The 26,896-nt window shown below is 67.4% G+C and carries 25 protein-coding genes; 11 read left to right on the top strand and 14 right to left on the bottom strand.

The window, feature by feature from the left end; translation table 11 throughout:
- Positions 1-31 precede the first annotated feature (31 nt).
- Positions 32-520 (top strand): Lrp/AsnC family transcriptional regulator, encoded by a 489-nt coding sequence (locus U3A55_RS02210; protein WP_330989886.1) that lies wholly within the window; start codon positions 32-34, stop codon positions 518-520.
- Here the strand turns inward: U3A55_RS02210 and gatE are convergent.
- Positions 517-2,385 carry a Glu-tRNA(Gln) amidotransferase subunit GatE gene (gene gatE / locus U3A55_RS02215; RefSeq protein ID WP_330989887.1) on the bottom strand — a complete coding sequence of 623 codons (1,869 nt, stop codon included), beginning with the start codon at positions 2,383-2,385 and terminating at the stop codon, positions 517-519. The two genes, U3A55_RS02210 and gatE, sit on opposite strands and share 4 nt — an antisense overlap.
- A 109-nt stretch (positions 2,386-2,494) precedes the next feature.
- Between gatE and U3A55_RS02220 the strand changes: the two genes are divergently transcribed.
- Together U3A55_RS02220 and U3A55_RS02225 are read left to right on the top strand one after the other, a co-directional pair.
- Positions 2,495-3,529 (top strand): ring-cleaving dioxygenase, encoded by a 1,035-nt coding sequence (locus U3A55_RS02220; protein WP_330989888.1) that lies wholly within the window; start codon positions 2,495-2,497, stop codon positions 3,527-3,529.
- Positions 3,530-3,790: 261 nt separating this feature from the next.
- Positions 3,791-4,099 (top strand): hypothetical protein, encoded by a 309-nt coding sequence (locus U3A55_RS02225; protein ID WP_330989889.1) that lies wholly within the window; start codon positions 3,791-3,793, stop codon positions 4,097-4,099.
- Here U3A55_RS02225 and U3A55_RS02230 read toward each other — a convergent pair.
- Genes U3A55_RS02230 through U3A55_RS02240 form a run of 3 tightly spaced genes read right to left on the bottom strand, consistent with a single transcriptional unit; the run spans position 4,096 to position 6,782 of the window.
- Positions 4,096-4,980 (bottom strand): haloalkane dehalogenase, encoded by an 885-nt coding sequence (locus U3A55_RS02230; protein WP_330989890.1) that lies wholly within the window; start codon positions 4,978-4,980, stop codon positions 4,096-4,098. The genes U3A55_RS02225 and U3A55_RS02230 overlap by 4 nt on opposite strands.
- A gap of 41 nt (positions 4,981-5,021) precedes the next feature.
- On the bottom strand, positions 5,022-5,864 hold the full coding sequence (locus U3A55_RS02235) for an aldo/keto reductase (protein WP_330989891.1): 843 nt from the start codon (positions 5,862-5,864) through the stop codon (positions 5,022-5,024).
- Positions 5,865-5,912: 48 nt separating this feature from the next.
- A complete protein-coding gene (locus tag U3A55_RS02240; RefSeq protein WP_330989892.1) occupies positions 5,913-6,782 on the bottom strand; it encodes a M48 family metallopeptidase in 870 nt (289 codons plus the stop codon).
- A 76-nt stretch (positions 6,783-6,858) separates the two neighbouring features.
- On the opposite strand from U3A55_RS02240, the gene msrA reads away from it, so the two are divergent.
- From msrA to U3A55_RS02255, 3 genes are all read left to right on the top strand, one after another.
- Entirely contained in the window at positions 6,859-7,386 is a 528-nt protein-coding gene (msrA, locus tag U3A55_RS02245; protein ID WP_330989893.1) for a peptide-methionine (S)-S-oxide reductase MsrA, read from the top strand.
- Positions 7,387-7,453: 67 nt separating this feature from the next.
- On the top strand, positions 7,454-7,831 hold the full coding sequence (locus U3A55_RS02250) for an ArsR/SmtB family transcription factor (RefSeq protein ID WP_330989894.1): 378 nt from the start codon (positions 7,454-7,456) through the stop codon (positions 7,829-7,831).
- On the top strand, positions 7,828-8,100 hold the full coding sequence (locus U3A55_RS02255; protein ID WP_330989895.1) for a DUF7521 family protein: 273 nt from the start codon (positions 7,828-7,830) through the stop codon (positions 8,098-8,100). The genes U3A55_RS02250 and U3A55_RS02255 overlap by 4 nt, the downstream gene beginning before the upstream one ends.
- Here U3A55_RS02255 and U3A55_RS02260 read toward each other — a convergent pair.
- From U3A55_RS02260 to U3A55_RS02290, 7 genes are all read right to left on the bottom strand, one after another.
- A complete protein-coding gene (locus U3A55_RS02260) occupies positions 8,097-8,678 on the bottom strand; it encodes a response regulator (RefSeq protein WP_330989896.1) in 582 nt (193 codons plus the stop codon). The two genes, U3A55_RS02255 and U3A55_RS02260, sit on opposite strands and share 4 nt — an antisense overlap.
- A 42-nt stretch (positions 8,679-8,720) precedes the next feature.
- Positions 8,721-10,787, bottom strand: coding sequence for a PAS domain S-box protein (locus U3A55_RS02265; protein WP_330989897.1), 2,067 nt, complete (start codon positions 10,785-10,787; stop codon positions 8,721-8,723).
- A 40-nt stretch (positions 10,788-10,827) separates the two neighbouring features.
- The gene (locus U3A55_RS02270; protein WP_330989898.1) at positions 10,828-12,150 is read right to left on the bottom strand and encodes an ABC transporter ATP-binding protein; all 1,323 of its coding nucleotides are present in this window, start codon (positions 12,148-12,150) and stop codon (positions 10,828-10,830) included.
- Positions 12,147-13,193, bottom strand: coding sequence for an ABC transporter ATP-binding protein (locus U3A55_RS02275; RefSeq protein WP_330989899.1), 1,047 nt, complete (start codon positions 13,191-13,193; stop codon positions 12,147-12,149). Before U3A55_RS02275 ends, U3A55_RS02270 begins: the two co-directional genes overlap by 4 nt.
- The gene (locus U3A55_RS02280) at positions 13,190-14,647 is read right to left on the bottom strand and encodes an ABC transporter permease (protein ID WP_330989900.1); all 1,458 of its coding nucleotides are present in this window, start codon (positions 14,645-14,647) and stop codon (positions 13,190-13,192) included. The genes U3A55_RS02275 and U3A55_RS02280 overlap by 4 nt, the downstream gene beginning before the upstream one ends.
- Position 14,648: 1 nt before the next feature.
- Positions 14,649-15,671, bottom strand: a complete 1,023-nt coding sequence (locus tag U3A55_RS02285) for an ABC transporter permease (RefSeq protein ID WP_330989901.1) — start codon at positions 15,669-15,671, stop codon at positions 14,649-14,651.
- A 149-nt stretch (positions 15,672-15,820) separates the two neighbouring features.
- Complete coding sequence (locus U3A55_RS02290; RefSeq protein ID WP_330989902.1) at positions 15,821-17,695, bottom strand: ABC transporter substrate-binding protein; 1,875 nt, start codon at positions 17,693-17,695, stop codon at positions 15,821-15,823.
- Positions 17,696-17,854: 159 nt separating this feature from the next.
- On the opposite strand from U3A55_RS02290, the gene U3A55_RS02295 reads away from it, so the two are divergent.
- Positions 17,855-18,337 (top strand): DUF7529 family protein, encoded by a 483-nt coding sequence (locus tag U3A55_RS02295; protein ID WP_330989903.1) that lies wholly within the window; start codon positions 17,855-17,857, stop codon positions 18,335-18,337.
- Entirely contained in the window at positions 18,330-19,271 is a 942-nt protein-coding gene (locus U3A55_RS02300; RefSeq protein ID WP_330989904.1) for a metallophosphoesterase family protein, read from the top strand. Before U3A55_RS02295 ends, U3A55_RS02300 begins: the two co-directional genes overlap by 8 nt.
- A 136-nt stretch (positions 19,272-19,407) precedes the next feature.
- On the opposite strand, the gene U3A55_RS02305 is transcribed toward U3A55_RS02300, so the two are convergent.
- Both U3A55_RS02305 and U3A55_RS02310 read right to left on the bottom strand, forming a co-directional pair.
- Positions 19,408-20,922: a phosphoenolpyruvate carboxykinase (ATP) gene (locus tag U3A55_RS02305; RefSeq protein WP_330989905.1), complete on the bottom strand. Its 1,515-nt coding sequence runs from the start codon at positions 20,920-20,922 to the stop codon at positions 19,408-19,410.
- 55 nt (positions 20,923-20,977) lie between these two features.
- Entirely contained in the window at positions 20,978-22,408 is a 1,431-nt protein-coding gene (locus U3A55_RS02310) for an HTTM domain-containing protein (RefSeq protein ID WP_330989906.1), read from the bottom strand.
- Positions 22,409-22,499: 91 nt separating this feature from the next.
- Between U3A55_RS02310 and U3A55_RS02315 the strand changes: the two genes are divergently transcribed.
- The gene (locus U3A55_RS02315) at positions 22,500-23,270 is read left to right on the top strand and encodes an MOSC domain-containing protein (protein ID WP_330989907.1); all 771 of its coding nucleotides are present in this window, start codon (positions 22,500-22,502) and stop codon (positions 23,268-23,270) included.
- A gap of 26 nt (positions 23,271-23,296) precedes the next feature.
- The gene (locus tag U3A55_RS02320) at positions 23,297-24,046 is read left to right on the top strand and encodes a response regulator (protein WP_330989908.1); all 750 of its coding nucleotides are present in this window, start codon (positions 23,297-23,299) and stop codon (positions 24,044-24,046) included.
- On the opposite strand, the gene U3A55_RS02325 is transcribed toward U3A55_RS02320, so the two are convergent.
- Positions 24,043-26,070, bottom strand: a complete 2,028-nt coding sequence (locus tag U3A55_RS02325) for a GAF domain-containing protein (RefSeq protein WP_330989909.1) — start codon at positions 26,068-26,070, stop codon at positions 24,043-24,045. The genes U3A55_RS02320 and U3A55_RS02325 overlap by 4 nt on opposite strands.
- 263 nt (positions 26,071-26,333) lie before the next feature.
- Here U3A55_RS02325 and U3A55_RS02330 point away from each other — a divergent pair.
- Positions 26,334-26,896: peroxidase family protein (locus U3A55_RS02330; protein WP_330989910.1), on the top strand; the 563-nt coding region annotated here is incomplete at its 3' end.

The following is a 26,896-nucleotide window of genomic DNA, read 5'->3' on the forward strand; positions in this document are numbered from 1 at the left end:
TTACTTGCCAGTCACCGCCGACAGCGACGGTATGGACGAACGCGACGTGCGACTCCTCAAAGCCATCAGCGACCTCGGCACCGGGAGTCCGGAACGCCTCCACGAGGAGACCGACATCCCCGTCTCGACCATCCACTACCGGCTCAACAACCTCCGGGAGGCCGGCGTCATCACGAACGAACTCTACGACATCGACCTCGACGCGCTCGGCCTCGACGTGACCGTCGTCGTCGAAGTGCTCGCGGACTACAGCGGCCCCTACGACGAAGTCGGCGACGAAATCCTCGCCATCGAAGGCGTCACGCAGTGCTTCTTCACGATGGGCGAGACGGACTTCGTGGTCGTCGCCCACCTCCCGGATTCCGACGACGTGGAGCGCCTCATCGGCGAGTTCGAAGCCATCGAAGAAGTCGATAGGACGAACAGCACGTTCGTCATCAACGAACTCCGGGACGCCCAGCGCGCGCTCCAGTCGTACTCGCTCGACACGCTCCTCGAAAAGCTCGCGGACGACGACTAGGCGCGCTTCTGTACTTCCTCGCGCAGCACGTCGGAGACGAGTTCGCCGTCGGCCTTCCCGCGGAGCGCGCCCATGCACTCGCCCATCAGCGCGGAGAACGCGCCCATGCCCTGTTCTTCTATCTGGTCTTCGTTCCGCTCGACGATTTCCACGATGGTCTCGCGAACTTCTTCCTCGCCGACGGACCCGAGGCCGAGTTCGTCCGCCAGTTCGGCGGGGTCGGAGCCCGGTGACTCCGCGAGCGCGGCGAGGAGTTCGGGGACGCCCTCCTGCGTGAGTTCGTCCGCGACGACGAGTTCGAAGGTGCCGCGGAAGTGGTCGGCCGTGAGGTGGTCGGTGGGCACGTCGTCCCGCCGGAGTTTCGTCACCGTCGATTCGAGCGTGCGCGCCGCGAGGTTCGCGTCCACGCCCATCTCGACGGCCTCCTCGAACAACCGCCAGCGCCGGCCGTACGCGACCTGCTCCGCCACGTCCTCGTTCAGCCCGTACTCGTCGGTGTAGCGCTCGACCTTCTCCGTGAGGAGCTCGGGCGGCTCGACCTCGCTCGGGTCGGGCGAGACGGGAGGAACGTCCGTCTCGGGATACATCCGGGCCGCGCCGGGGAGCGGGCGGAGGTACTCGGTGGTTCCGCCCTCGTTCGCGCCCCGCGTCTCCTCCGGCACGCCCTCGATGGCCGTTCGCGCGCGCTCCGCGACCGCCTCGATGGCGCCCTCGGCCACGTCCGCGCCCGCCGCGACGATGGCGACCGCGTCCTCGGGGCCGGCGTCGACAGCCTCCCGGAGCGTGTCGACCTCCTCGTCGGTGACGCCGTACGCGGGCAGTTCGTCCGTGTGGAAGATGCCGCCCGCGCCGTGGCGCTTCGCGTGGTCGGAGAACTCCGTGCCGAGCCGGCGGTCCGGCTGAAGTTCCTTCCCGACGAGGCCGTCGAAGCCGTACAGCGGCACCGCGAACACGCGGCCGCCGGAGTCGAGCGCGCCCCGAATCACCGAGGAGTCCGTGTTCTCGAACGTATCGGTGACGTTCCGCACGTCGCCCACCGAGGCGTCTCGGGACTGGAGGGACTCCGCGATGTCGAGCAGGCGGACCTGACGCTTTACTTCGAGGCGCACGAGGTCCTCGATGTCGTCCAGACTCTGCACGCCCTTCATCTCGACGCGCGCGCCGTCCGCGATGGAGACGTTCACGTCCTGACGAATCGTCCCGAGACCGCGCTTCACCTTCCCCGTCGAACGGAGGAGCATCCCGATGCGTTCTGCGGCCTCCCGGGCCTGCTCGGGGCTGCGGATGTCCGGCTTCGTCCCGATTTCGACGAGCGGAATCCCGAGGCGGTCGAGTCCGTACCGAACCCCCGACTCCGTCTCCTCGACGCGCTGGGCGGACTCCTCTTCGAGCATCACGTCCTCGATACCGACCGCGCCCTCGCTCGTCTCGATTTCGCCCTCCTGAGAGAGCAGCGTGGAGCGCTGGAACCCGCTCGTGTTCGACCCGTCGATGACGACCTTCCGCATCACGTGCGCCTCGTCCACCACCGTCGCGTCGAGGAGCTGGGAGATTTCGAGCGCGGTGTCGAGCGCCTCCTCGTCCAGCCGATGGGGCGGTTCGTCGTCCTCCTCCACGAGACACGTCGAGTCGAACGCGAGGTACTCGAACTCGCGCTCGACCTGAGACTCCTCCAGGGCGGCCTCGTCCATCTCGCCGAGTTCGCTCTTCGTCGGGTGGAGGAATCGGGTGAAAGAGCGCACGGCCTCCTCGGGTTCGCGGCGCGTCGTCGGACACCCGCAGAACAGTTTCTCCGCGGTGTCCAGTTGCTGGTGGATTTCGAGTCCCGCGACCAGTCCGAGGGACTCGTAGTCGAACTCACTCATTACTCACTCCTGTGCGTGCGAGCGATAAAAAAGCGTCCAGTCCGATGTGCGCCACCCGGTGACGCGAGTGTTAGCGCGCACTCAAGTCCACGGAGTCCCAATCGGGGGTATGAGCAGTCCGCCGCCCACGCCGGGCATCCACCACGTGACCTGTATCGCCGGTAATCCCCAGGAAAACCTCGACTTCTGGGTGGAGACGATGGGACTTAGGCTGGTGAAGCGCTCCATCAATCAGGACGACCCCGAGACGTACCACTTCTTCTTCGCGGACGCGGAGGGAACGCCGGGCACCAGCATGACGTTCTTCCCGTGGGAGGACATGCGACAGGGGAAGGTCGGGTCGGGTCAGGTGTCCCGCACGGCGTTCCGCGTCCCCGAAGGCAGCCTGGACTACTGGGAGGCGCGCTTCGACGAGTACGGCGTGCCGTACGAGGAGCGCGTCGAGCGATTCGGAAACGGGGCGGGAACCGCCTCGGAAAACGCGAGCGGCGACGCGCCGCGAGCAGAGACCGTCCTCCCGTTCGAGGACCCGGACGGCCTCCCGGTGGAACTCGTGGAGACGGAGATTCCGGACGACGACCCCGTCGTCCCGTGGACGGAATTCGTGCCCGCGGAGCACGCGATTCGGGGGTTCCATTCGGTGACGCTCTGGGTTGCGGACACGGAACCGACGATGGAACTTCTGGAGACGATGGGGCTCGAAAGAGTCGGGAGCGAGCAGTCGCCCGACGACACGCCCGGTGACGAGCGCACGCGGTTCGCCGCCGCCGGTTCCGTCGGGAAGTACGTGGACGTGCTTCCGACCATCGCGGGCGGCCGACAGGGCCACGGAACCGTCCACCACGTCGCGTTCCAGACGCCGACGGACGACCACCAGTCCGCGATGCGCGACGCCGTGCGCTCACGCGGCCTCTCACCGACCGGGCAGATAGACCGCCACTGGTTCCGGTCCGTCTACTTCCGCGAACACGGCGGCGTCCTGTTCGAACTCGCGACGAGCGACCCCGGGTACGACAGCGACGAACCGCTCTCCGACCTCGGCGGCCGCCTCGTCCTCCCCGGGGAGTTCGAGAGCCGCCGGGACGAAATCGAGGCCGGCCTCCCCGACGTGACCGTGCCATCCTCGCAGCCATCCGATCAGTAAGCCCGGCCTGCGCGCTCGCCCGCCCCCTTAATCAGCCATTAACTATATCTATAGGGTTCTATGGTCCGGGTACAGGGACACCAGGTCCCTACCATGATTGGGTGATGCGAACCGGGCGTTGGGCCGCTCGGGTCGTATCAGCGTAATCGCAGCACCGGACGGCCGCGCGGAGACGTCACACACCTCCGCCCACACCGGCTGTCCGGCCGCCGCACCCCGCCCGAATACTTATAGCGACCACGTCGAGTACTGGTAGATATCGTGACGGGAAGCGTGACTGGGTTCCTCCGGCGGGAATCAGCGAAGTACGGTCTGTTCTGTCTGACGAGCGTCGCCGCCGTCGCGCTCGCCCGGCACGCCGGCCGCGGGAACCCCCTCCAGACCCCGGGAGCGCTCGCGCTCGCGGTCTCCCTCATCCTCTCCGGGTCGCTCGCCGTCCTGCTCTCGGAGCGCTGCCTCGACCGCTTCCTCGAAGCGCGCCGCGAGGACGACGACGCGCCCTACGGCTTCCTCGTCGTCGGCATCGCGACTCTCACCGCCGTCATGCTCGTGTTCTACGTCTCCGTCTAGGTGCGGTCGACGAACGCGACGATTTCCTCCGCGATGGTCTCCCCGGCGTCCTCCTGCAGGAAGTGTGCAGCGTCCGGTATCCACGTCTCCGGTTGGTCGTCCGCGGTCGGGAACACGCCGGCGAGGTCGTCACGGGCGGGGCGTGTGATCGGGTCGTCCTCGGCGAACAGCACGAAGACGGGTTTCTCCCAGTCCGCGAACCGCTCGCGGGCGTCCGCGATGGGGGCGGCGGCCTCGTCGTCGGGGTCGAGCGGCACCATCCCGGGGAGCGTGCGCGCGCCGGCGAGGTGGTCTTCGTTCGGGAAGGGCGCGCGGTAGGCGTCCACGACGGCGTCGTCCAGGTCGGTCGCGCAGCCGCCCGCGACCAGCTGGCCGACGTCGAGGGTGGGCGCGGTCTCCACAGTTTCCAGGAACTCGTGCCAGACCTCCGGCATCCCGCCCGTGCCGTCCGGGAGGCCGGTGTTCATCGGGACGAGGCGCGCGAACCGCTCGGGGTTGTTCGCGGCGACGGGCAGGCCGAGCAGGCCGCCCCAGTCCTGACAGACGAGCGTGACGCCGGTGAGGTCGAGTTCGGCGAGGAAGGTGTCGAGGGCGTCGTAGAGCCGTTCGTACGTGTAGTCGCCGCGGTCGCTGAACTTCTCGGAGCGCCCGAACCCGGGGAGGTCGGGGACGACGACGCGGCCGCGCTCTTCGAGCGTGGGAATCATCTTCCGGTAGAGGAAGCCCCAGGTCGGTTCGCCGTGCAGGCAGAGGAACGTCTCCTCGCCCGCGCCCGTGTCGACGTACGCCATCTCGGCGTCACCGGTGTCCACGAACGCCGGGTCGTAGTCGTAGTTCGGAACGTCCTCGAAGCGAGACTCGTCGGCCTGAACGGTGTCCATACGGAGGCGTCCGCGCCCCCGGAAGAAAACAGTTGGGTGGCTTACGCGTCGAGGCGCGCGAGTTCGTCGTCCGTGAGGTCGATGGCGGACGCGGCGACGTTCTCCTCGAGGTGCTCGATGCTAGACGTGCCCGGAATCGGGAGCGTCACGTCCGACGTGTGGAGGAGCCACGCGAGCGCGATCTGGTAGACGGAGGCGTCGTGGGCGGCCGCGACCTCCCGCACCGCGGCCTCCTTCTCGTCGAGGTCGCCCGCGCCGATGGGGAAGTAGGGGATGAATCCGATGCCGTACTCCTCGCAGGCGTCGAGGACGTCCTGGTGTTCGCGGTTCGCGACGTTGTAGTTGTTCTGCACGGTCGCCACGTCCACGATGTCGCGCGCGGTCTCCAGCTGGTCGACGGAGACGTTGCTGACGCCGACGTGCTCGACGACGCCGTCGTCCTTCAGTTCCGCGAGCGCGTGAATCGACTCCTCGAAGTCCACGTCGGGGTCCGGACGGTGGTGCTGGTAGAGGTCGATGGAGTCGACGCCGAGGCGGTCGAGGCTGGCGAGGTGCGCGTTCCGCAGGTAGTCGGGGTCGCCGTGGGGGAGCCAGTCGCCGTCGCGGTTGCGGAGCAGTCCGCCCTTGGTCGCCACCACCACGTCGTCGTAGGGGTGGAGGGATTCGCGGATGAGGCGCTCCGAGACGCCGGGGCCGTACGAGTCGGCGGTGTCGATGAAGTCCACGCCGACATCGCGGGCGTGCCGGAGAAATTCGCGCGCGGCCTGTTCGTCCTCGGGGCGTCCGATGATGTCCTCGCCGGTGACGCGCATCGCGCCGAACCCGAGTCGGTGCACGGTGAGGTCGCCGCCGATGTCGAACGTGTCGCTCTGGTTTTCGACCATACGGATGGGGTCGGCGGCGAGCGGAAAAGAGCTTGGTGACGCGGCGAGTTACTCGGCCAGTTCCTGGAGGTGTTCGATGCGTTCGTCCATCGAGGGGTGGGTGCTGAACCAGCGCTCCTCGTCCGTCTCGTCGGTATGGACGTAGAGCGGGCTGAGGATGCCGGTCGCGGGTTCGCTCGCGACCGGGCGGCCCGTCACCGATACCGCGCGTTCGTCCGCCGCGAACTCCCGGGAGCGCGAGTGCGCGCGAACGAGCAGTGTGAGCGCGACGAACACGACGAGGACGAGCGACCCGATTCGCCGGTGGATGTCGAACCCCGAGGCGTCGAACGGCCGGCCGCGAACCCACGCGAGCAGGCGACTAATCCCGGTCGCGAGCAGCGTCACGGGGAGGAGGGCGACGGCGAGCAGGCTCACGACCGTCCGGGAGAGGCTGTACGCCACGGTCTGCACGAGGCTGTCCCTGCTCTCCAGGTGCGCGAGTTCGTGCGCGAGCACGCCCTCGAACTCGACGGGCGTGAGCAGCCGGAAGAGCCGTCGGTCGAACACGACCGCGCCGTCACCGGGGCCGCCGAGGCTGATGGCGTTCGGCATCGGCATCCGCGCGACGTAGAGCGTGGGCTCCCCCACGTCCATCTGGCCGGTGAGCCGGTCGAGGCGCTCGTACGCCTCGGGCGAGGTGTCCGGCGTGAGCGGGCGCGCGTCGAGCTCCCGGAGGACGCGCGCGGTGCCGAAGCGGTAGCTCGCGTACGCGAACACGACCGTCGCGACAACCACGACGACGAGCGTGGACGCGAGCGACACGTCCGCGCGCACGGCGCTGGCGAGCACCCAGTAGACGAGGGCCGCAGCGGCCGCGTACACCGTGAACACGAGCACGCCGACGAGCGCCATCGCGACGCGACGACCGACTGCCATACGCGCGCTTGGAACGGCTGGCACTAACGGCTACCGGTGGCGAATCCCCTAAGCGGATAGAGATCCAAGTATGGGTATGACCAAGGCGACGTTCGGCGGCGGGTGTTTCTGGTGTGTTGAAGCGGCGTTCGAGCGCATCGAGGGCGTCGAGGACGTGACCTCGGGGTACGCGGGCGGACACGTCGAGAATCCGACCTACGAGGAGGTCTGCACCGGCGACACCGGCCACGCGGAGGTCGTACAGCTCACCTACGACCCCGATGTCGTGAGCTACCCCGAACTCCTCGAAGTGTTCTTCAAGGTTCACGACCCGACGACGCTGAACCGCCAGGGCAACGACGTGGGCACCCAGTACCGCTCCGCGGTCTTCACGCACAGCGACGACCAGCAGGAACTCGCTGCGTCCTTCATCGAAACGCTCGAAGAGGAGGGGAAGTACGACGGCATCGTCACCGAGGTCGAACCGCTCGACGCGTTCTACGAGGCCGCGGAGTACCACCAGAACTACTTCGAGAAGAACCCGGACGACGCGTACTGTCAGGCGACCATCCCACCGAAACTCGAGAAGCTCCGGGAGAACTTCGAGGCGCAGCTGAAGGCGTGATTCCCACGGCGTGAGAACCGCCGCGGGAAGCGGCGATTCTTTGTAGGGAGAACGACGAGGTCGGAGTATGGCGCGGGAGTCGCAGTCCGACGGAGCCGAGTCCGAGCTCCAGGCGATACTGGACGCGCTCGGCGACCCCGACTGCCGCCGCATCGTGCGCGCGCTCGACGAGCCGATGACGGCGGGCGAACTCGCGGACGCCTGCGACATCCCCACGTCGACCACGTACCGCAAACTCGAACTCCTCTCCGACGCGTCGTTACTCGTCGAAGGAACGGAACTCAGGGAGGACGGCCACCACGCGACCAAGTACCGGCTCGGGTTCGACGAGGTGGCGGTGGCGCTCACGGAGGAGCGCGAGTTCGAGGTGTCGCTGTCCCGGCCGGAAGGCGGGCCCGAAGACCGGCTCGCCACGCTCTGGAACGAAGTGAGAAAACAGACATGAACTCCGTTGAAACCCTCATCGTCGCCACGAAAGCCCTGACGCTGCTCGCGGGCGCGGCTATCGCCCATCTCTCCTATCGCGCGTACACGGAGACGAAGAACACGGCATTGCGCGCGCTCTGCATCGGCTTCACCGCCATCACGGTCGGCGCGGTTCTCGGCGGTGTCATCGACCTCATCACCCCGCTCGACTTCCTCTACGGCGTGCTCGCGCAGAGCACGCTCACCCTCCTCGGATTCCTCGCCATCCTCTACTCGCTCTACCGCTAGTCCTCGATGAGCGTCATCACTTCCGTGAACTCGTCGTCGTCGAGCTCGCCAAGCCGGTCGTTCGCCTTCGCCTGCACGCGCTCCAGTTCGTCCTGCAGCCGCTGGAAGCGCTCGTCGTCCTCCAGTTCGTGCGCGGAGTAGTTCGCGCGCAGCGCTCCGATTTTCTCGCTCAGCGCGAACAACGCCTGGAGTTCAAGGGCGTAGTCGGCGCGCGAGAGGAGTTTCTGCGTCGTCTCGATGACGTCCTCCTTCGTCACGGGCTTTTTCACGTAGAGGTCGAACTCCATCTCGACGATGTCCCAGTTCGGCTGGACGGCGGTCATCATCGCTACGCGGGCGTTCCCGTCGCGTTCCCGTATCTCGTGGAGGACTTCGTCGCCGGAGGTCCGGGGCATCCGGCGGTCGAGCAGCACGGCGTCGATGTCGGGACTGTAGGTGTCGAGGGCTTCCTCGCCGCTGGTCGCGACCTCGACCGTCCAGTGTTCGCGGAGCCAGAGCGCCACCGAGTCCGCGAAGTCGGCTTCGTCGTCCACGACGAGAACGGTGTGGTTGTCGCTCCCGTCTGCAGAATCGGCCATTGTACGAGCTAACAGCGACGATTTTCAAATGGGTTGCGATGGTTAGTCGGCGCGAAGGAACGTCACCTCGAACACCGTCCCTTCGGGGTCGTTATCCCGGATATCGACCGTCCCGCCGTACGCGTCCATCATCTCCTTCACGAGGTACAGCCCGAAGCCGTTCCCGGGTTCGCTCAGCTCGGAGACGCCTTTCTCCAGAACCACCTGCTTCTCCCCGTCCGGAATACCGGGACCGTTGTCCGCGATATGCACCGTCACCGCCGCGTGCTCCTCGTGTTCCACGTCGCGCCGCCTCGGGTCCGCGGACGCCGAAAGCGGGTCGCCCGTGTCCGCGTCCACCGGAATCGTCGCCGACGTCTCGGTCGTCCAGACCTCCACGTGCGGCGTCGCGGAGTCGTTGTGCACGACCGCGTTCGAGAGGACGTTCTCGAACACCTCGCCGAGCAGTTCGTCGCCGTACACGAGCACGTCCTCGTCCGGGAGGTCGTGCACGTCGAACGACGCCTCGTACGTCCCGCGCGCCAGCTCGACTTTCGCGTCGAGGCGCTCGCGGAGCGCCATCTTCCGGAGTTCGTGGTCCGTATCCGAGACGATGGCGTCCATGAACGTCCGCATCGTGTCGATGAGGTCCGACATATCCTTCACGCGCTCCCGAATGATGTCGAGGTGTTCGCGGTCGTCCTCGTCGAGGTCCGCCGCGGATTCGAGGTGCTGGGCGCGCGCGTTCACGAGGTTCAGGCCGTTCAGGAGATTGTGGCGGAGGATGCGGTTCGTGAACTCCAGGCGTTCGCGTTCGCGTTCGAGCGCACGCTCGTACGCGCGCTCGTCCGTCATGTCCCGCGTCACCTTCGTGTACCCCACGAGTTCGCCGTCGTCGTAGCGCGCGCTGATGGTGACGTCCGCCCAGAACTCCGTGCCGTCCTTGCGCACCCGCCAGCCCTCGTCGTGCACTTGTCCCTCCGCCGCGGCCTGCGCCAGCAACCGCTCGGGTTTACCGTCCGCGCGGTCCTCCTCGGGATAGAACGTTCGGATGTGCTCACCGAGGATGTCGTCCGGCTCGTAGCCCTTGATGTTCTGCGCGCCCTCGTTCCAGCTCTTCACGCGACCGTCCGCGTTGAGCATGAAGATGGCGTACTCGTCCACCGCGTCCACCACGGACTCGAAGCGCTGCTCGCGCTCCTGGAGGTGTTCGCGCTGCGCCTCGATGTACCGCTTCCGGTCGAGTTCGTACCCGATCCAGTTCCCCATCAGCTCCACCATCGTCAGCTCCCAGTCCGCGAACTCATCGGACTCCTCGCGGTCGAGGAAGCACAGCGACCCGTACACGGCGTCCCCGACGTACACGGGCGTGCCGATGTACATCTCGAATCCCTCGTCCGTCCCGTACGGTTTCTCGTCGGCGTCGTACGGCCGCACGGCGAACTGGATGGTCTCGTCCTCCCGAATCATCTCCTGGCAGTGCGTCTGGGAGTACGGCACTACGTCACCCGCTTCGAGGTCGATGTCGTCGGACTGGACGGCCTTCAGCGTGTACTCGTTCGTTTCGGGGTCGACGTGCGCGAACGCCGCGAACTCGGCGTCGAACAGCCGTCGGCCGATGCCGAGCAGACGGTCGAGTTTATCGTCGAAGGTTGCAGTGGTGTCCGAAACGATGTCGTGGAGTTCGCGGAGGGTGCGCTCGCGCTCCTGGAGGCGGTCGACCGTGCGGCGCTGGCGGGTGTGGTAGACGGCGGCCGCGAACGCCGCGACCGCGCCGAACAGCACGCCGTCCAGTGCGAGCACGACGGGTTTCAGTTCGCCCATCGCCCACAACTGGAGCGCCATCACCCACGCGTAGAGCACGAGCACGGAGGCGGCGCCGGCGACGTTCCACGACGCCACGCGAACCACGTCGTCGTCGCTCCAGTCCTGCCGCACGAGCCAGATACCGGCGGCGACGAGGCCGAGCGCGAGCGCGATGAGCGGGGAGTTCTCCACGAGCGTCGTCGTAACTCCCCACGAGAGGTCCGTAACGTCGTCCCACATATCGTAGAGCGGGACGAGGAGCGTGAACGCGCCGAGCGTGGAGACGGCGGCGCCCGCCGCGTACCGACGTACCGAACCAGTCATACGCCGAATAGAACAGTGGGGCGTGTAAAAGCGTGGGCCGTCAGTCGTCGGCGCGGCGGCGTTCGATGACGGGGGTTACGTCCTCGTACTCCTCGCGGTGGCGGTGACACCGGCTCACGCGGCCGTCACCGAGTTCGTTCGCCGGGTCCTGTTCCTCGCAGACGCCGCCGAACTCGTCCGCGAGCACGGCCTCCGCCTCGGCGTACCGAGCGTCATCCGCGAGGTCGATTGACTCCTCGATAACCGCCCACGCCTCGCCGTCGATAGTGACGTTCGAGAACAGTTCGTCCACGCTCTCAGTCACGTCCGCGTCGACGAATCCGAGGCGGCGCTTCACGTCCGCGAGCACGCCCCTCTGGCCGAGCGCGCGGCCGCGTAAGACCTCCCGGAACGCCTCGATAGCGTCCCACGCGTCGATGGAGAGGTCGTCGTGCTTCTCGGGCCGTATCTTCGCGGGACACCGCGTGTTGAACGTGCAGCCGCTCGGGGGGTCGCGCGGGCTCGGCGGCGTGCCCGGGAGCGCGATTCGGTCCACGTCCGTCCCGTGCCGGCCGGGCACCGCGGACAGCAGGCTGACCGTGTAGGGGTGCTCGGGGTCCGCGAACACCTCGCGGGCCGGTCCGAGTTCCGCGACGTTCCCGAGGTACATCACGGCGATGCGGTCCGCGATGTGCTGCATCACGGAGAGGTCGTGACTGATGAAGAGGTAGGTGAGTCCGAGGTCGTCCTGGAGCCGGTTCAGGAGGTTGATGATGCGCGCCTGCACGGACACGTCGAGCGCCGACGTGGGTTCGTCGAGCACGAGGAAATCCGGTTCGAGTGCGAGGGCGCGGGCGATGCCGATGCGTTGTTTCTGGCCGCCCGAGAACTGGTGGGGGTAGCGGTAGTAGTGCTCCGGCTGCAGTCCCACCGTATCCAACAGGTCGCGCACGCGCTCGCGGCGCTCGTCGGGCGTGCCGACGCTGTGCGCGTCCAGCGGCTCTCGGACGATTTCGCCGACCGTCATCCGGTCGTTCAGGCTCTCCTCGGGGTCCTGGAACACCATGCCGGCGTTCCGCGCCCACTCGCGGCGCTCGCGGCCCGAGAGGTCGGCGACGTCCGTGCCGTCGACGAGCACGTCGCCGTCGGTCGCGGTTTCGAGGCCGAGCATCGTCCGGCCGAGCGTGGACTTCCCGCAGCCGGATTCGCCGACGAGGCCGAGCGTCTCTCCCCGATAGATGTCGAAGGAGACGCCGTCCACGGCTTTCACGGGCGGTTTCGACGCGACGATGGAGTTGTCCGTGTAGTACGTTTTCAGGTCGCGGACCGACACGAGCGGTTCCTCGGTTCCGGCGTCGCGTGCGTCGAGCGTGTTCTGCGTCATCGGTCGTCCTCCTGGGTCTTCGACTGGTGTAGTTCGACGGCCTCCTGCCGCGGGCGGTCCTCGGGGTAGAGCAGGCAGGCGGCCTCGTGTTCGGCCGCCGTCTCCTCGATGTCTATCGGTTCGGGGTGGACGTGCGTGCAGGCGTCGAACGCCTTCGGGCAGCGCGGCGCGAACCGGCAGTCCGTCGCGGGTTCGGTCGGCGTCGGCACCTCGCCCGGAATCGTCGGGAGTTCCTGTCCGGGTTCGGTGCGGCCCGGGATGCTCTCGAGGAGCGCCTGCGTGTAGGGGTGTTTCGGGTTCTCGAACAGCGTCTCCGTCGACGCGTGCTCGACGACCTCGCCCGCGTAGATGACGTTCACGCGGTCGGTCGCCTCCTCGATGACGCCCATGTCGTGCGTGATGAACAACAGCGCGAGGCCTTCCTCGCGCCGCAGGTCGTCCAGCAGGTCGAGGATTTGCGCCTGAATCGTCACGTCGAGCGCCGTGGTCGGTTCGTCGCAGACGAGCACGTCCGGGTCGCAGGCGAGCGCAATGGCGATAACCGCGCGCTGTTGCATCCCCCCGGAGAGTTCGTGCGGGTACTCGTCCACGCGGCGGTCCGGGTCGGGAATACCGACGGTTTCGAGGAGGTCGACGGCCTCCTCGCGGGCCGCCGCCCCGGAGAGCCCCTGATGAATACTTAGCGCTTCCCGAATCTGGTTTCCGACCGTGTAGACGGGATTGAGGGCGTTACTGGGGTCCTGGAAGACGATGGCGATGTCGCCGCGGTGGGCGTCCCAGCCGTCCTCCACGAGGTTGTCCCCGCGGAACTGAATCTCGCCGCCCTCGATGTGACCGGGTTCGTCCACCAAGCCGAGAATGGAGCGGGCTGTGACGGACTTCCCGCTCCCAGACTCGCCCACGAGGCCGACGGACTCGCCCTTGTAGATGTCGAAGGAGACGCCGTCGACGGCGTGGATGTCCTCGCGTTCCGTGTGGAACACCGTCCGCAGGTCACGAACGGACAGGAGCGGCGCGTCGGTGACGCGCTGCGTCTCGCTCATGCGCCACCCCCGCGGCCGGCGGTCTCGCCGGTCGCGCTATCGGACTGCGGGTCGATTGCGTCACGGATGCCGTCGCCGAGCGCGTTGAAGCCCGTGACGACGATGGTGATGAGGATACCGGGGATGAGCGAGATGTGCCACGACCCCGTGGAGACGTAGTTCTGTCCGAGGTTAATCGCGCGCCCCCACTCGGGTGTCGGCGGCGCGACGCCGAGCCCGAGGTAGGAGAGGCCGGCGATGGAGATAATCGCGCCGCCGAGCGTCATCGAGCCGTAGATGAGCAGGTAGCCGGTGACGTACGGAAGCATGTGTTGTCGCATGATGGTGACTGGTGTCTGTCCGAAGCTTCTCGCGGCGTCTATCCAGGAGCGTTCGGACACCTGGAGCGCGGGGCCGCGTATGGACCGCCACATGTACGTCCAGCCCGTCCCCGCGAAGATGAGCGCGAGCACGAACCCGCCGCTGTAAATGCCGCCGATCCACGTCTCCGCGAGCACCTTACTCAGCATGATGAGGAGGAGCAACTGCGGCATCGCCATCACGGCGTCGGAGAGGAGGACGAGACTGAGGTCGACGCGTCCCTTGTAGTACGCGGAGATGAGCGCGAGCGATGTCGCGAGCAGCGCGCTCAACGCCACGGAGAGCACGCCGATGATGAGCGATATCCGCGACCCGACGGCGAGGAACGTGAACAGGTCCCTCCCGGTCGGCATCGTTCCGAACGGATGGTAGCGGCCGTAGTCGTCGTAGGAGAATGTGCCGACGTTCGCGGAGTCGCCCTTGGACAGCGAATTGCGGTTCGCCTGCCCGACGAGCGTGGTCTGCACTTCCTGGGCGTCTGCGTTCCAGTACTGGATCTCGTAGGAGTAGGAGTCCCGCATGTTCTGGTCGACCGTCGTCGGGCCGAGCGTCGGCGCGAACACGGCCATCGTCACGAACAGGAAGACGACGATGAGCCCGAACTTCCCCCACGAGTGCCCGCGGAAGCGGTCGACAACGTCGTCGCGCGGCGTCCAGTCGGCCGTCCGGAAGCGGCGGCGGTAGAGTTCGTAGCCGGTGGCGAGCCAGCCGAGACACGCGAACGCGTACGCGTACACGAGTGCGACCCGGATCGCCCAGGACGCTGCGGGAGATAGTCCGAGGAACGTCCCGACCCAGCGGTCGCCGTTCCAGTACCCGCCGTTCGGGATGAGCTCGCGGGAGAGCAGGGTCGGAAGGTCGACGGCGGCGCGTTCGATGCCGGTGAGGAAGTCGGCGGCGGTTGTCGCGTACGAGGACGGGAACGCTGCGACCGCGTCCGCGAGGAAGCCCGTGACGAACGTGACGAGCGCGGGCGCCTCCACGGCGAACAGCACGAGCCCGGCGATCGCCCACGCGAGGAAACGCGTATCCGTGAGCGCGCTGCGCTCGCTGCCGGTGACGCCGGACGCCTCCTGTGTGGTTGTCTCCGACATACTAGTTGCCCTCCAGTCCGACACGCGGGTCGATGAACGTGTACAGGACGTCCTGTAGTAGGTTTACTCCGACGATCATGAGGATGAAGATGTACATCAGCGAACCGACGAGCGGGAGGTCCCCCTGGATGGCGGCCCGGTAGAACAGCCAGCCGATGCCGTTGATACCGAAGACCGTCTCGACCAGGACGCTCCCGCCGATGAGGAGGAACGCCTCGCTCGTGATGACGGGCACCAGCGGGATGAGGGCGTTCCGGAAGATGTGCTTCCAGACAATGGCGCGGTCGGAGACGCCTTTCGCTCGCGCGAGGTCGACGTACTCCTGGTTCTTCACTTCGAGGACGGCGGTGCGGCCGATACGCATCTCGTTGCCCATCGACGCCGACCCGAGGACGAGCGCCGCGGGAAGTGTCTTCTTCGTCGCCTCGAGGAAGCCGTTGACGCTCCACAGATTCGACATGTCGGGTGCGCCGGTGAGCGCGTCGAGAGTCACACCGAACGTCTGCCAGTTGAAGCCGAAGAAGTAGGCCTCCGAGTTCTGGAGGAGGACGAGCAGCATAATGGCGAGCCAGAAGTTCGGCATCGCCCGCCAGACGATACCGCCCATGGACGCGACGTAGTCCATGACGGTGTTCGAGCGCATCCCCGCGTAGAACCCGAGCGGAATACCGATGAGGACAGCGACGATCACGCTCCAGAACCCGAGGAAGAGCGTTCGCGGGAGGAAGTCGAGGATGAGCGCGTTCACGCTCGACCCCTGGTAGAGCAACCACGTCTGCCCGAGGTCGAACGTGACGAGGTTCAACATCCAGTCCAGGTAGTGCTGGAGCGGCGGTTGGTTCAGTCCGAGTTGTTCCTGTGCGCGTTCGTACGCGGCGGGATTCCGCGTCTGTCCCTGGCTCAGGAGGCGCGAGGCCGGGTCTATCGGCCCCATGAAGATGATGAACCACGTCATCGACGCGCCCAGCCAGACGACGGGAATCATCATCAACACCCGCTTCCCGAGGTATTTCAGTCTACTCACGGTCTACCCTCCGTCGTGTCGTCGTATGCGGTGCTGGACCGAACCCGCGGACACCAGGCCGGCGTTCGGTCGCGCCGTATGAATGCATATAGGGTACGAATTACTGCGTCTTCGCGTCGTTTGAAAGGCGGGGATTCGCCTCGGTGGCGCTACTGGATGGTGACGTCGTCGAACGTCTGGTTCTCCATCACGCCGTACATATCTACGTCGACGTTCTGATGCCAGAAGCGCTGGCTGATGGGGTTGACCGTCGGGAGTTCCTGAACTGACGCCCAGTTGACTTCCTCGATGGTCTGGAACGCCTCGGCCTTCGACTCCGCGGTTGCGTCGTCCGCGGCGTAGTTCTCGTCCCACGCGTCGCGGGCGAGCTGGCGGACCTCCTCGTTGTAGTAGCTTCCCTCCGCGCCCCAGCGCGTGAACTGGCCGCTCGGGTTCTTACCGTGGAGGAACCGGAGGAAGTTCTGCGGGCCGGGGTACTCCATCCCGTCACCGAGCGCGAACACTTCCATGCTGCCGTTGATGGCCTGGCTGATGATGGTCCCGAAGTTCGCTTCGGTGATCTCCATGTCGATGTGGGCGGTGCGAAGCTTAGCCTGGAGCGTGGTGAGGATTTGCGTGTACGCGTCGTTCCCGGAGATGGTGGTCGCGGTGACGGAGAACCGGTTGTTCTCGCCGTAGTCGGCGTCCTCCATCACCCGCTGCGCCTCGCCGAGCATGGTTTCGCCGTAGCCGTACGGGTACCCGTTCTCGCCGTATTGCGTGTTGGACTGATAGCCGTCCTCGGCGTGACGAGTGTACGTCTCCCGGGAGGTGACGCCGTCCTCGAACGTCGGGTAGGGGTCCGGGGGAGTGATGTGGTAGGCGGGCGTCGCGGTGCCCTTGTAGACGTTCTCGGCAACGTCGTGCTGGTTCAGCGCGTACGCGAACGCCTTCCGGACCGGGAGCGGGACTTCGAGCGTGTTGAAGACGAGGTACTCGGTCGTGAGCGCGGGAATCTGCCCGTAGTTGACTTCGGTGCCGTCGCCGAACGTGTACGTCCCGATTTCGCGGCTGCCCTTCGTCTCATCGATAGAGACGTTGTTCGGGTTGAACGAGGATGTCGGCATTCCTTCGAGGATGTGCGCGTTCTCGCCGGTGAACCGATTGACGCGCGTGTTCCCGCTCGTGACGACGGTGAAGCGGATTTCGTCGAGTTCGGGTTCGCCGTTCCAGTAGTCCTCGAACGCGGAGAGCGTGATTTCGCTTCCCTTCGTCCAGGAGTCGACCTGGAACGCGCCGAGTCCGGCGTACTTCGGGCCGCCGTTCGAGGTGCTGAAGAACTCGTTGTACTCGTACTCGCCGTCGTAGCCCTCAATGTCGCCGACGGCGTTCTCGGGGAGGATAGCCCAGTTCCCGCCCGCGATCTGGAAGAGCGTGTACTCGAAGGTCGAGGCGAGGTCGAACTCGAACGTGTAGTCGTCGGGTGCGCGAACCGCGAGGCTCTGGGGGACGATGTCGTCGAGCGTCTCCTCGTCCTCGGGGGACGCGATGCTCGCGTCCTTCTCGTGCTCGATGGTCATCGTGTCGCCGATGATGTCGTCCTTGTTACGGGAGTTCGGTGACTCGGCGATGCGGCGGTACGTGTAGACGACGTCCTGCGCAGTGAGCTCCTGGCCGTCGTGGAACGTGAGGTCCTGCTTGAGGTCGAACGTGTAGGTAAGTCCGTCCTCGGAGATGCTGTAGTCCTCGACGAGCGCGGCCTCCGGCGGATAGAGGCCGTCAGGGAACTGCATGAGGGGCGCGCCGTACTGGTTGTAGCCGGCACCAGACCCTTTCGCGTTAATCGGGTCGAGCGTCTGGATGGAGCCGGTCGCCATCATTTCGAGCGTCCCGCCTCCGGACGTGGTTTGCGTGCCGTCTCCTCCGTCGTCACTGGTGGTCGATTCCGTGGTGTCTTCGCTGGAACTGGAACAGCCGGCGATAGCGGCGGCTGCGCCGGTTCCTGCAGCGGTCAAGAAGCCTCGACGGGTGGTGTCTCCCGACATCGTGTAGTAGACGGAAAACAAACCACTTGACTCTTTCCCACCCGTTATATATAAGGTACAGTTAGGAATGTACCGGTATATAGAAGTATATATTTCTACATTTGGGTGGTGGAGGGAATGGCGGAAGGTTCGAGTGGGCGAGACGCGACCCACTACTCGATGGCTGATAATTCACCGGGCGAGAACGACGTCCGGGAGACGAACGCGTGGGGACGCACGCTCAGCGAGGCCGAACAGCGCGCAGCCGCCCTCGTCGAGGACGACTGGGACGCGACGACCGTCCGCGCGGGCCACCTCGCCCCCGTCGGCCCCGACGTCGAGGGGACCGACACGGTGGGCCTGGCGTTCATCGTCCCGAGCGAGGAGGGCGAGGAGTTCGAGACGCTCGTCACCGAGGGCGTCACGGACTACGTCGTGTACGCGGAGTCCGCGGGCGGGACGCGCTACCTCGTGATAGAGGTGCGGAACGCCGATGCTGAGGACGCCGTCCTCCTCGTCGGCGCGTTCCCCGAGGACGCCGCGACCGGCCTCGCGGAACACGCTCGCGCGGAGGGCGTGCTCCGCGCGCACGTTCGCGCGCTCGACGAAACGCATTACGGAACGGTCGAATTCGACAACCCGGGGATATTCTTCGATGACTGAGACACACGCCGGGAGTCTGATGGCGCGGTTCGCACGACCGCGCAGCGACACGACGACGCGGTTCGCCGTCGTCGCCGACCCCCACGTCTCCACGGAGGCCGAGGGCACGTCGAAACTCTTCGAGCACACGGAGACGCACTTCCGCGCCGCCGTCGATGACATGGCGGGCCGCGACCTCGACGCCGTTCTCTCCCCGGGGGACCTGACGAAGGACGGCGAACCCTGGAACTACGAGACCGTGGACGGGATTCTGGAGGCGCTCGACGTGCCCTTCTACGCCGTCCCGGGAAACCACGACGTACGCAAGGAGCGCGACGAACACGACACGCCGTCGCTCGACCGGTTCGTCGAGCAGTACACGCCCGGCAGCCTCCCGTTCCGCGCGGACGTGGGCGACGTGACCGTCGTCGGTCTGAACAGTTCGGGCGGCGACGACCGACTGCTCGACTCCCACGAGGGCGACGTGCCCGAAGACCAGCTCGACTTCCTGCGCGAGGTGCTCGCCGAGGCGGAGAACGTCTTCGTCCTGATGCACCACAACCTCCCGCCGACGTACGACCAGTTGCGCTCGCACCGCGACGAGGTCGAAGAGGAGATGGCGATCCCCCCGATTACGCGGAACACCGACGCGCTCGTGGACGCGCTCTCCACCGGAACGGACCCGGTCGTTCTCACCGGCCACCTCCACCTGCCCGCGGTCGCGACCATCGACGGCGTTCGGGAGGTGATGTCGCCGACCACGTGCTCGTTCCCCCAGTCCTACCTCGTCTTCGAAGTCGGGCCAGACGGCACGGAAGTCCGCCTGGTGCCCGTGGCGGACATCACCGGCATGGAACTCGCGCACAACGTCCGCGGCGGCGACTCCACTACCTCGCGCGGACTCACGTCCATCGCGGCGGCGCGACTGGCGCGCTTCCCGCTGGTGGACGAGTAGGGAAAACGGCCCGCGGGGGGCCGGACTATGTCGTGGATGACAGACAGGAGTCGGTGCACGAGTGCACCCACGAGGACGCAGGGCGCGGACGAGTATAACTCTATCCGGCGTTCGTGAAAATAACTCTCGGGAGGCCTCAGTAGGTCGCGTCGACGATGTCGTCGTCCAGATCGGGGAAGGACTCGAGGTAGTCGCGGCGCTCCTCGGTGAGCGACTGGTGGGCGTCCGCGAAGTCGGCGGTGCGCTCGGCGACGGAGAACTTCGAGATGTCCATGCCGGGGACCTGGCTCGGAACGGTGAGTCCGAGGTCGTCGTTTCGGGTCCACGAAACGGTGCCGCGCGCGACGGCTTCGAGGAGCGCGACGGTCTCCTCGACGCCCACGTCGGCGGGCGTGTCCGTGCCGACGACGCCCGTGTTCAGGACGAAGCAGTCGACGCCGAGGTCGCTGATGAGGTCGCGGAAGCGGTTGCCCTCCTCGCCCGCAGAGCCCATGATGAACGGGTTTGTGCCGACGACGCGGATGGACTCGCCCGCTCGTGAGGGGTCGCCCGCGCTCGTCTCGACGGACTCGCCAAGCATGAACGCGGCCGCCGCCTGCGCCTCGTCGAGTTTCGCAACCGGCGGCATCAGGGGGTTCCGGGTGATGAAGAACACCTGGTCAACGGACGGGAGGTCGATGTCGTCCGCGGCGCTCTCCAGTTCGTCGCGCAGGACGATGGCGCGGCTGTTCGACCCGTACCGGGGTTCGTCGAAGTGGACGGTGCCGTCGTCGTCCACCGCGACGTTCTCCAGCACGGCGGTCTCGGAGGTGGCGGCGTCGTACAGTTCGGGCTGTTCGTCGGCTTCGAGGCCGATGGTCTTGATGTAGAGGCCTTTGCCCTCGCTGCCGGTGACGGTGCCGTTCGGGAGGAGCGCGCACACGTCGTCCTGCAGCATCTCCGCGCCCTCGGGGTCGTCGAGCCAGAGCCCGTGGCTCGTCAGCGTGGACTTCCCCGTCCCGGACAGGCCGAGGAAGAGCTGGCCGACGTCGCGCTCGCCCGCGTCGTCGTCGAGGTGGACGCGCTTCGACCCCGCGTGCAGGCCGAGGCCGCCCTGCTGTTTCGCGCGATACATGTAGAGCCGGAGGAAGGACTTCTTCGCTTCGCCCGTGTAGTCGCTGCCGAGCACGGCGGTGACGCCTTCCTCAGGGAGGACGCGGATGGTCGTCTCGTCGCGGTCGGGCACCTGTACCGTCACGAAGTCGGGGTCCGCGTTCTCGGGCGCGGGTTCGAGGAGTTTCGCCCACGAGAGCGCGATGCGGCCGTACTCCTTCGGGACGAACAGCCGGCAGACGAACGACGTGTCGGGGTGGCGGCCGACGACGCGGTCCACGGCGACCACGTCGTTCGACGCGTCCTCCACGAAGTCGAGCGCGCTCTCGAACGCGACGTAATCGTCGTCGAACTCGTGGTCGACGGCGTTCCGGGTCTGCTCGGAGCTCCGGGAGCGGTAGTCGCTGACGTAGGAAGGCGACCCGTATTCCGTGGTCGTTTCGAGGTGCTCGGAGAAAGCGCGGAGGTCGGGAAGGCTCGGATTGTGAGTGATGTGGTCCGTCGATGCCGGGTCCGGGAAGTCGTCCGCGGTATAGCGGGTCCGGGCTCGATTTGCCATTAGGTGTGGGGAGTAGGTGGACGAGTATAAACGCACAGGTATCCACGGAGAGTTGTCACCGTCCGCAAGTGCGGTTCGCGAGCGTCCAGTTCTCCGTCGGTTCCGGGCCGTCGAGTCGCGTGGGTTGCGCGACGAACACGACGGAGACGCGCGTCAGTTCCGAGTCGTGGGTGGCGTTCCAGTCGCGACAGAGGTAGCCGGCGAACTCGTCGGCGAGCGACCGGCCGTCGAAGAGCGCGACGGTCGCGAGGTACTTCCGCCAGCGCGCGCTCGGGTACGTTTCCGACACGTCCGCGGGTTTCGCGTAGGAGACGGTGCCGCCGTTCCACGCGTCCACCTCCTCTCCGGCGGTCGTGACCGCGGGCGCGACGTACCAGCCGTCGGTCCCCAGGGGTTCGGGCGCGAACATGTCCCAGCTGCGCTCGCTCGGCTGGACGGGCGCGCTCTCGGGCGTCTGGACGACGCCGACCGCGGCGGCGTTCCAGACGAGCACGAAGACGAGGAGGAGCGCCGCGAGCGCGCGGGTGCCGCGGCGGACGAGCGCCCACGGCGTGCGCGGCTGGGGGAGTTCGGGGAGCCGGCGGGCGAGTCGGTCGAACCGCGGTTGGGGGTCGGGAACCCGGTTCCACACCGACGGGGGCTGGAAGACGAGGAGCGCGACGACGGTGACGAGGGGGAAGACGCCGAGCGTCATCGTCGCGAGCATCCCGAGGTGGCCGAATGCGAAGAGGGCCGCGAGCGCGCCGCGGACGCGGCCCGTTGTGAGCAGGAGGAGCGGGGACGCGAGCAGGAGCGCGACCCACGCGTAGTCCGCGGCGGTGAGGAGCGCGGGATACCCCGCGAGAAGTTCGCCGAGCGGGCGGAGGAACTGGTCGAGGCTGAACACGTACCGCACGGCGGTGCCGGAGAGCCAGGCGTCGCCCTGGAGCTTGAGCGCGGCGTTCACGGCGTAGACGGCGACGACCTGCACGAGCAGTCCCGCGGTGGCGATGCTCGCGACGGGGCCGAGCGCGCGGTCGCGTGCTCGGTCGCGGGCGGCGTCCACGCTCCACGCGCGGCCGAGCGGGAGGAGCACGCTCCAGAGGAGCAGGCGGCGGAGGAGGCTGTCGCCGGCGTTCAGGACGACGGGGTTGCGCGCCTGCAGGGAGACGAGGAGGACGAGGGAGAGGAGGGCGGCGAGCCGGCTGCGGTAGCCGACGAGCAGGCAGACGGCGAGTACGGCGGCGAGCGCGAACAGCGCGAGTTGGAGCGCGAGGCCACCGGAGAGCGCGTGAATGGAGACGCTCGCGAAGCCGGGGAACTCCGCGTAGAGCGTCTCGCGGGGGAGGACGCCGAAGTCGGTGTAGAACGCGCGGACGTGCCGCAGGCGGAGGACGAGGTCGAGGAGGAGCAGGCTCCCGAGGCCGATGCGGAACGCGGCGAGCGCTCGCGCGTCGACAGCGGCGCGGGACGCGAGGAACCGGTGGAGGCGGCCTGCGGCGGACACACTCGGAGTCGACGCGAGGGACGCATAGGCGTTGTGCACGAGGGTCGAGTCGACCGGCAGGTCTTTGCCGGCGGCCGCCGCGTTCTCCGGTATGGCTCGGGTCGCGCGACTCACGCGGTACCCCGTGAAGGCACTCTCCGGGGAGGACGTGGAGGCGGTCGCGGTGACGGCGGGCGGGACGCTCGCGGGCGACCGCGAGTACCGGCTCACGGACGCCGACGGCGACCTCGTGAACGGCAAACGCACGCCGCTGGTTCACGCGCTCTCGACGAGGTACGACCGGGATTCGGGGACGCTGTCGGTCGAGACGAACGCCGGCGAGACCGCGGTCCTCCCGCTCCGGGAGCGCCCCGAGGAGGCGGCGGCGTGGCTCGGGGACTTCTTCGGCGTCGACCTGTCCGTCGACCGCGACACCGAACTCGGGTTCGTGGACCGGCGCTCGGCTGGCCCGTCCGTCATCAGCACCGCGACCGTCGAAACCGTCGCGGGCTGGTACGACGACCTCACCCCGGAGAGCGTGCGGCGGCGGATGCGCGCGAACGTCGAGGTCGCGGGCGTCCCGGCGTTCTGGGAGGACCGGTTCGTCGGGTCGGACGCGCCCGCGTTCCGCGCCGGCGACGTGCGCTTCGAGGGCGTCGAACCCTGCGGGCGCTGCGTCGTCCCCGAGCGCGACCCCGATACGGGCGAACGCAATCCCGCGTTCCGCGAGCGGTTCGTGGAGCGACGCGAGGCCACGCTCCCCGAGTGGGTGGACGAGGACGCGTTCGACCACTACTACGCGCTCATGCTCATCGCGGACGTGCCCGACGGCGCCCGCGGGCGGACGCTCGCCGTCGGCGACGAAGTCATCACCGAACGTTAATCACCCTGGAAACGATACGACAGACAATGATACAAACGACGCCCTGGGGCGGCTTCGACAGCCCGGCCGCGGGGTCGAGCGGCCCGACGCTTCGAGCCGACCCGGGCGTCGGCGGGCAGTCGTCGGCGGACGACCGCCCGTCGGCGGACGCCTCCGACGACCGAACACGCACCGGTATCGCGGACGGCGGCGACCGCAGCGGCGGGACCGTGCTCGTGGTGGACGACGAGCGCGCGTTCGCCGACGCCGTCGCGCTCTGGCTGGACGACTACGAGGTGGAAGTCGCGTACGACGGGGACGAAGCGCTCGACGCGTACACGCCCGACGTGGCTGTCGTCCTGCTCGACCGCCGGATGCCGACCGTCTCCGGCGACGACGTGCTCCGCGACCTCCGCGACCACGACGCGGACGTGCGTGTGGCGATGCTGACCGCGTCCGAGGTCGGCGTCGAGTCCGCGGACCTCCCGTTCGACGAGTACCTCCAGAAACCTATCGACCAGGACGAGGTGCGTGAGGCCGTCGCGACGCTGCAACGCCAGCACTCGTATCCCGAACCCGTCCGTGAGTACGTGAGCGTGCTCGTGCGGCTCTCCGAGCTCGAATCCACGCACTCAAAGCAGCGTCTCGCCGACACGGACGCGTACCAGGACCTCGAAGCACGCCTGGAAGACGTCCGGCCGGCCGCAGAGCGCGTCGTCGACCACCTCCCGGACGACGACGTTGAGTTCCTGCGCGCGTACGTCACGGACCTCGAACGCGACAGCCGCCTCCTCTAGCGGTTGGGGTGCTCGGTGAGGAACGTCAGTTCGAACACCGTCCCGCGCGGTTCGTTCTCCCTGATTTCGATACTCCCGCCGTAGGACTGCAGCATCTGTTTCACGAGGTAGAGTCCGAACCCGCTCCCGGGTTCGCTGAGCTGTGAGACGCCGGTTTCGAGCACTCCCTCGCGTTCGTCTTCGGGGATGCCGGGGCCGTTGTCCGCGATTTCGACCGTGACAGCGGGGCACTCGACGGCCTCGACGGCGTCGAGGCGGTCGGGGTCGGGGACGTGTGTTCCGTCGCCGTCCACGTACGCGGTCGTCGTCGTCTCCGTGACGGTCACGTCGACGATGGGCGTGTCGGCGTCGTTGTGGGTGACGGCGTTGTCGAGGACGTTCTCGAACACCTCGCCGAGCAGTTCGTCGCCGAGCACCGAGACGTCCTCGGGGAGGTCCGCAGTGAACCGGGCGTCGGGGTGCATCTCGGCGGCGAGCGAGAGTTTCGCCTCCAGGGTGTCCGCGAGCGCCATGCGGCGCAGCGAGTGGTCCGCGTCCCCGACGATGGCGTCCATGAGCGTCCGCATCTTCTCGACGAGGTCGGCGAGGTCCGCGCCCCGGTTCCGGATGTGCTCGACGTGTTCGCTCGCGTCTGGGTCGTCGACGGCTGACGCGACGAGCTGGCAGCGCGCGTTGATGACGTTCAGGCCGTTGAGGAGGTTGTGTCGGATGAGGCGGTTGAGGAATTCGAGGCGTTCGCGTTCGGCCTCGACCTGGCGCTGGCGGGTTTTGCGTTCCGTGATGTCCTGCGTAAGTGCGAGCACGCTCTCCACGCTCTCGCCCGCGTGCACGGGGAGGACTTGGATGCGGGAGACGCCGTTGTCGGTTTCGAGCTCGGCGCTCACCCGGTCGCCGCCGAGTGCGTCGTCGATGGCGTCGCTCCACCACTCGCGGAAGCGCTCCGGGAGGATATCGAGGTCCTCGACGCGTGCGCCTTCGAGCGCTGACGTGTCGACCTCGTCCTCGTCGGCGAACGCCTCCCCGCCGACGGTCAGGCAGCGCTTGTCGGCGTCGAACAGCGCGATAGCGCCGTTCGGGAGGTTTCGGACGAGCGTTTCGTATCGGTGGCGGCGCTCGACCGTGGCGATGGCGTTCGCGACGAGCTGGCCGAGCCGGGAGAGCGCTTCGCGCTCGCGGTCCGCGAACGCGTGTGGTCGCTGCGAGTAGATGTTGAGCACGCCGTAGGTGTCGTCGTCGGTGTGGAGGGGGACGGCGGCCGACGACCGGACGCCGTGCTCGTGGGCGCGCTCGCGCCACCCGGCGAACGCGTCGTCGGTGAGCGTGTCGTCGACGGTGTGCACGTCGCCGGTGTGGGCGGCGCTGGCGGACGGACCGCGTTCCGCGGGCGGTGCGTCGAGCCGGAGGTCGATGTCGTCCATGTACCCGTCCGTCTTCGCCTCCGCGGCGACACGGGTCGCGCCGTCCTCGTCGCGTTCGGCGACCCAGGCGAACCGATAGGAGTCGGTGTCGGCGAGTTCGCGGCAGACGAGTTCGGTGATGTCTCGTCGGGTGTTCTGGCGGAACGCGGCGTCCACGACCCGGTAGACCACGTCGTTGAGGTCGGCGAGGACGGAGCCGGCGTTCTCGCGGGGTTCGGCGGTGCCCCCCTCGTAGGTGTTGAGGAGGGGTTCGAGCCGGCGGGCGAGCACGGTCGCGTCGGCGTCGACGGGGTGGCAGGCGGTGACGCGGGCGTCAGCGGCCGCCCGCGCGGAAGTGGAGTCCGGGTCTTCGGTCGTGAGCAGGACGAGCGGGAGGGCGTCGTAGCGGTCGCGGACGCGGCGGAGGAAGGCGAGGCCGTCACCGTCGAGGTCGGTGTCGGTGACGACGGCGCTGTACGTGCCCGCGGCGAGGCGGTCCATGGCTTCGGTGGGTGTTCCCTGATTGACCGCGAATCGGTCGGTTCGGTCGGCGACGCGGCCACCGTCCGGTCCCGCGTCGGACGTCACCCAGAGGACGCGGGAACGGACGGACGGCTCCGGTGACATACCGCTATCGAGTGTGGCCGCGGGGATATATCCGGCGGCACGCTCAGCCGGTACGCGGCGAGCGGCGGCCCCACCCGTGTTTGTGTATAGAGAAAAATTATGCCCTCTTCGCTAACTCATAGGGTGTAAAAGAGAATCCCATCGGTGGATTTATCAAGATATCTGCTCACTAACGATGTGACGGAGACAACAATGGAAGACGCATCCAACTGCGGAACGGCTGTGCGCGGCGAACCGACGTTCGACGATGAGGTGTCGGGGGAATGACCTGGTCCAACCAGGAGTGGTGGCCGAACCTGCTCCGACTCGACATCCTCGACGACAACGCCGCTGAACTCGACCCCTACGGCGAGGACTTCGACTACGCCGAGGAGTTCCAGAAACTCGACCTCGACGAAGTGAAGGCCGACATCGCCGACGTGATGACGGACTCGCAGGACTGGTGGCCCGCCGACTACGGCCACTACGGCCCCCTGTTCATTCGGATGGCGTGGCACAGCGCCGGTACCTACCGCACCCTCGACGGCCGCGCCGGTGCGGCCGGCGCCCTCCAGCGCCTCCCGCCGGAGAGTAGCTGGCCGGACAACGTGAACCTGGATAAGGCCCGCCGACTGCTCCAGCCGGTCAAGCAGAAGTACGGCCGGAAGCTCTCGTGGGGCGTCCTCATCGTGCTCGCGGGGAACGTCGCCCTCGAATCGATGGGGGTCGAGACGTTCGGGTTCGCGGGCGGCCGCGAGGACGAGTCCACGTCCAACGAGGCCGTCGAGTGGGGTCCCGAGGAGGACTGGGAGACGACCTCGCCCGAGCGCTTCGAGGACGAGGACGT

Origin of the sequence: Salarchaeum sp. III (assembly GCF_036418315.1) — an archaeon.
Lineage (GTDB): Archaea > Halobacteriota > Halobacteria > Halobacteriales > Halobacteriaceae > Salarchaeum.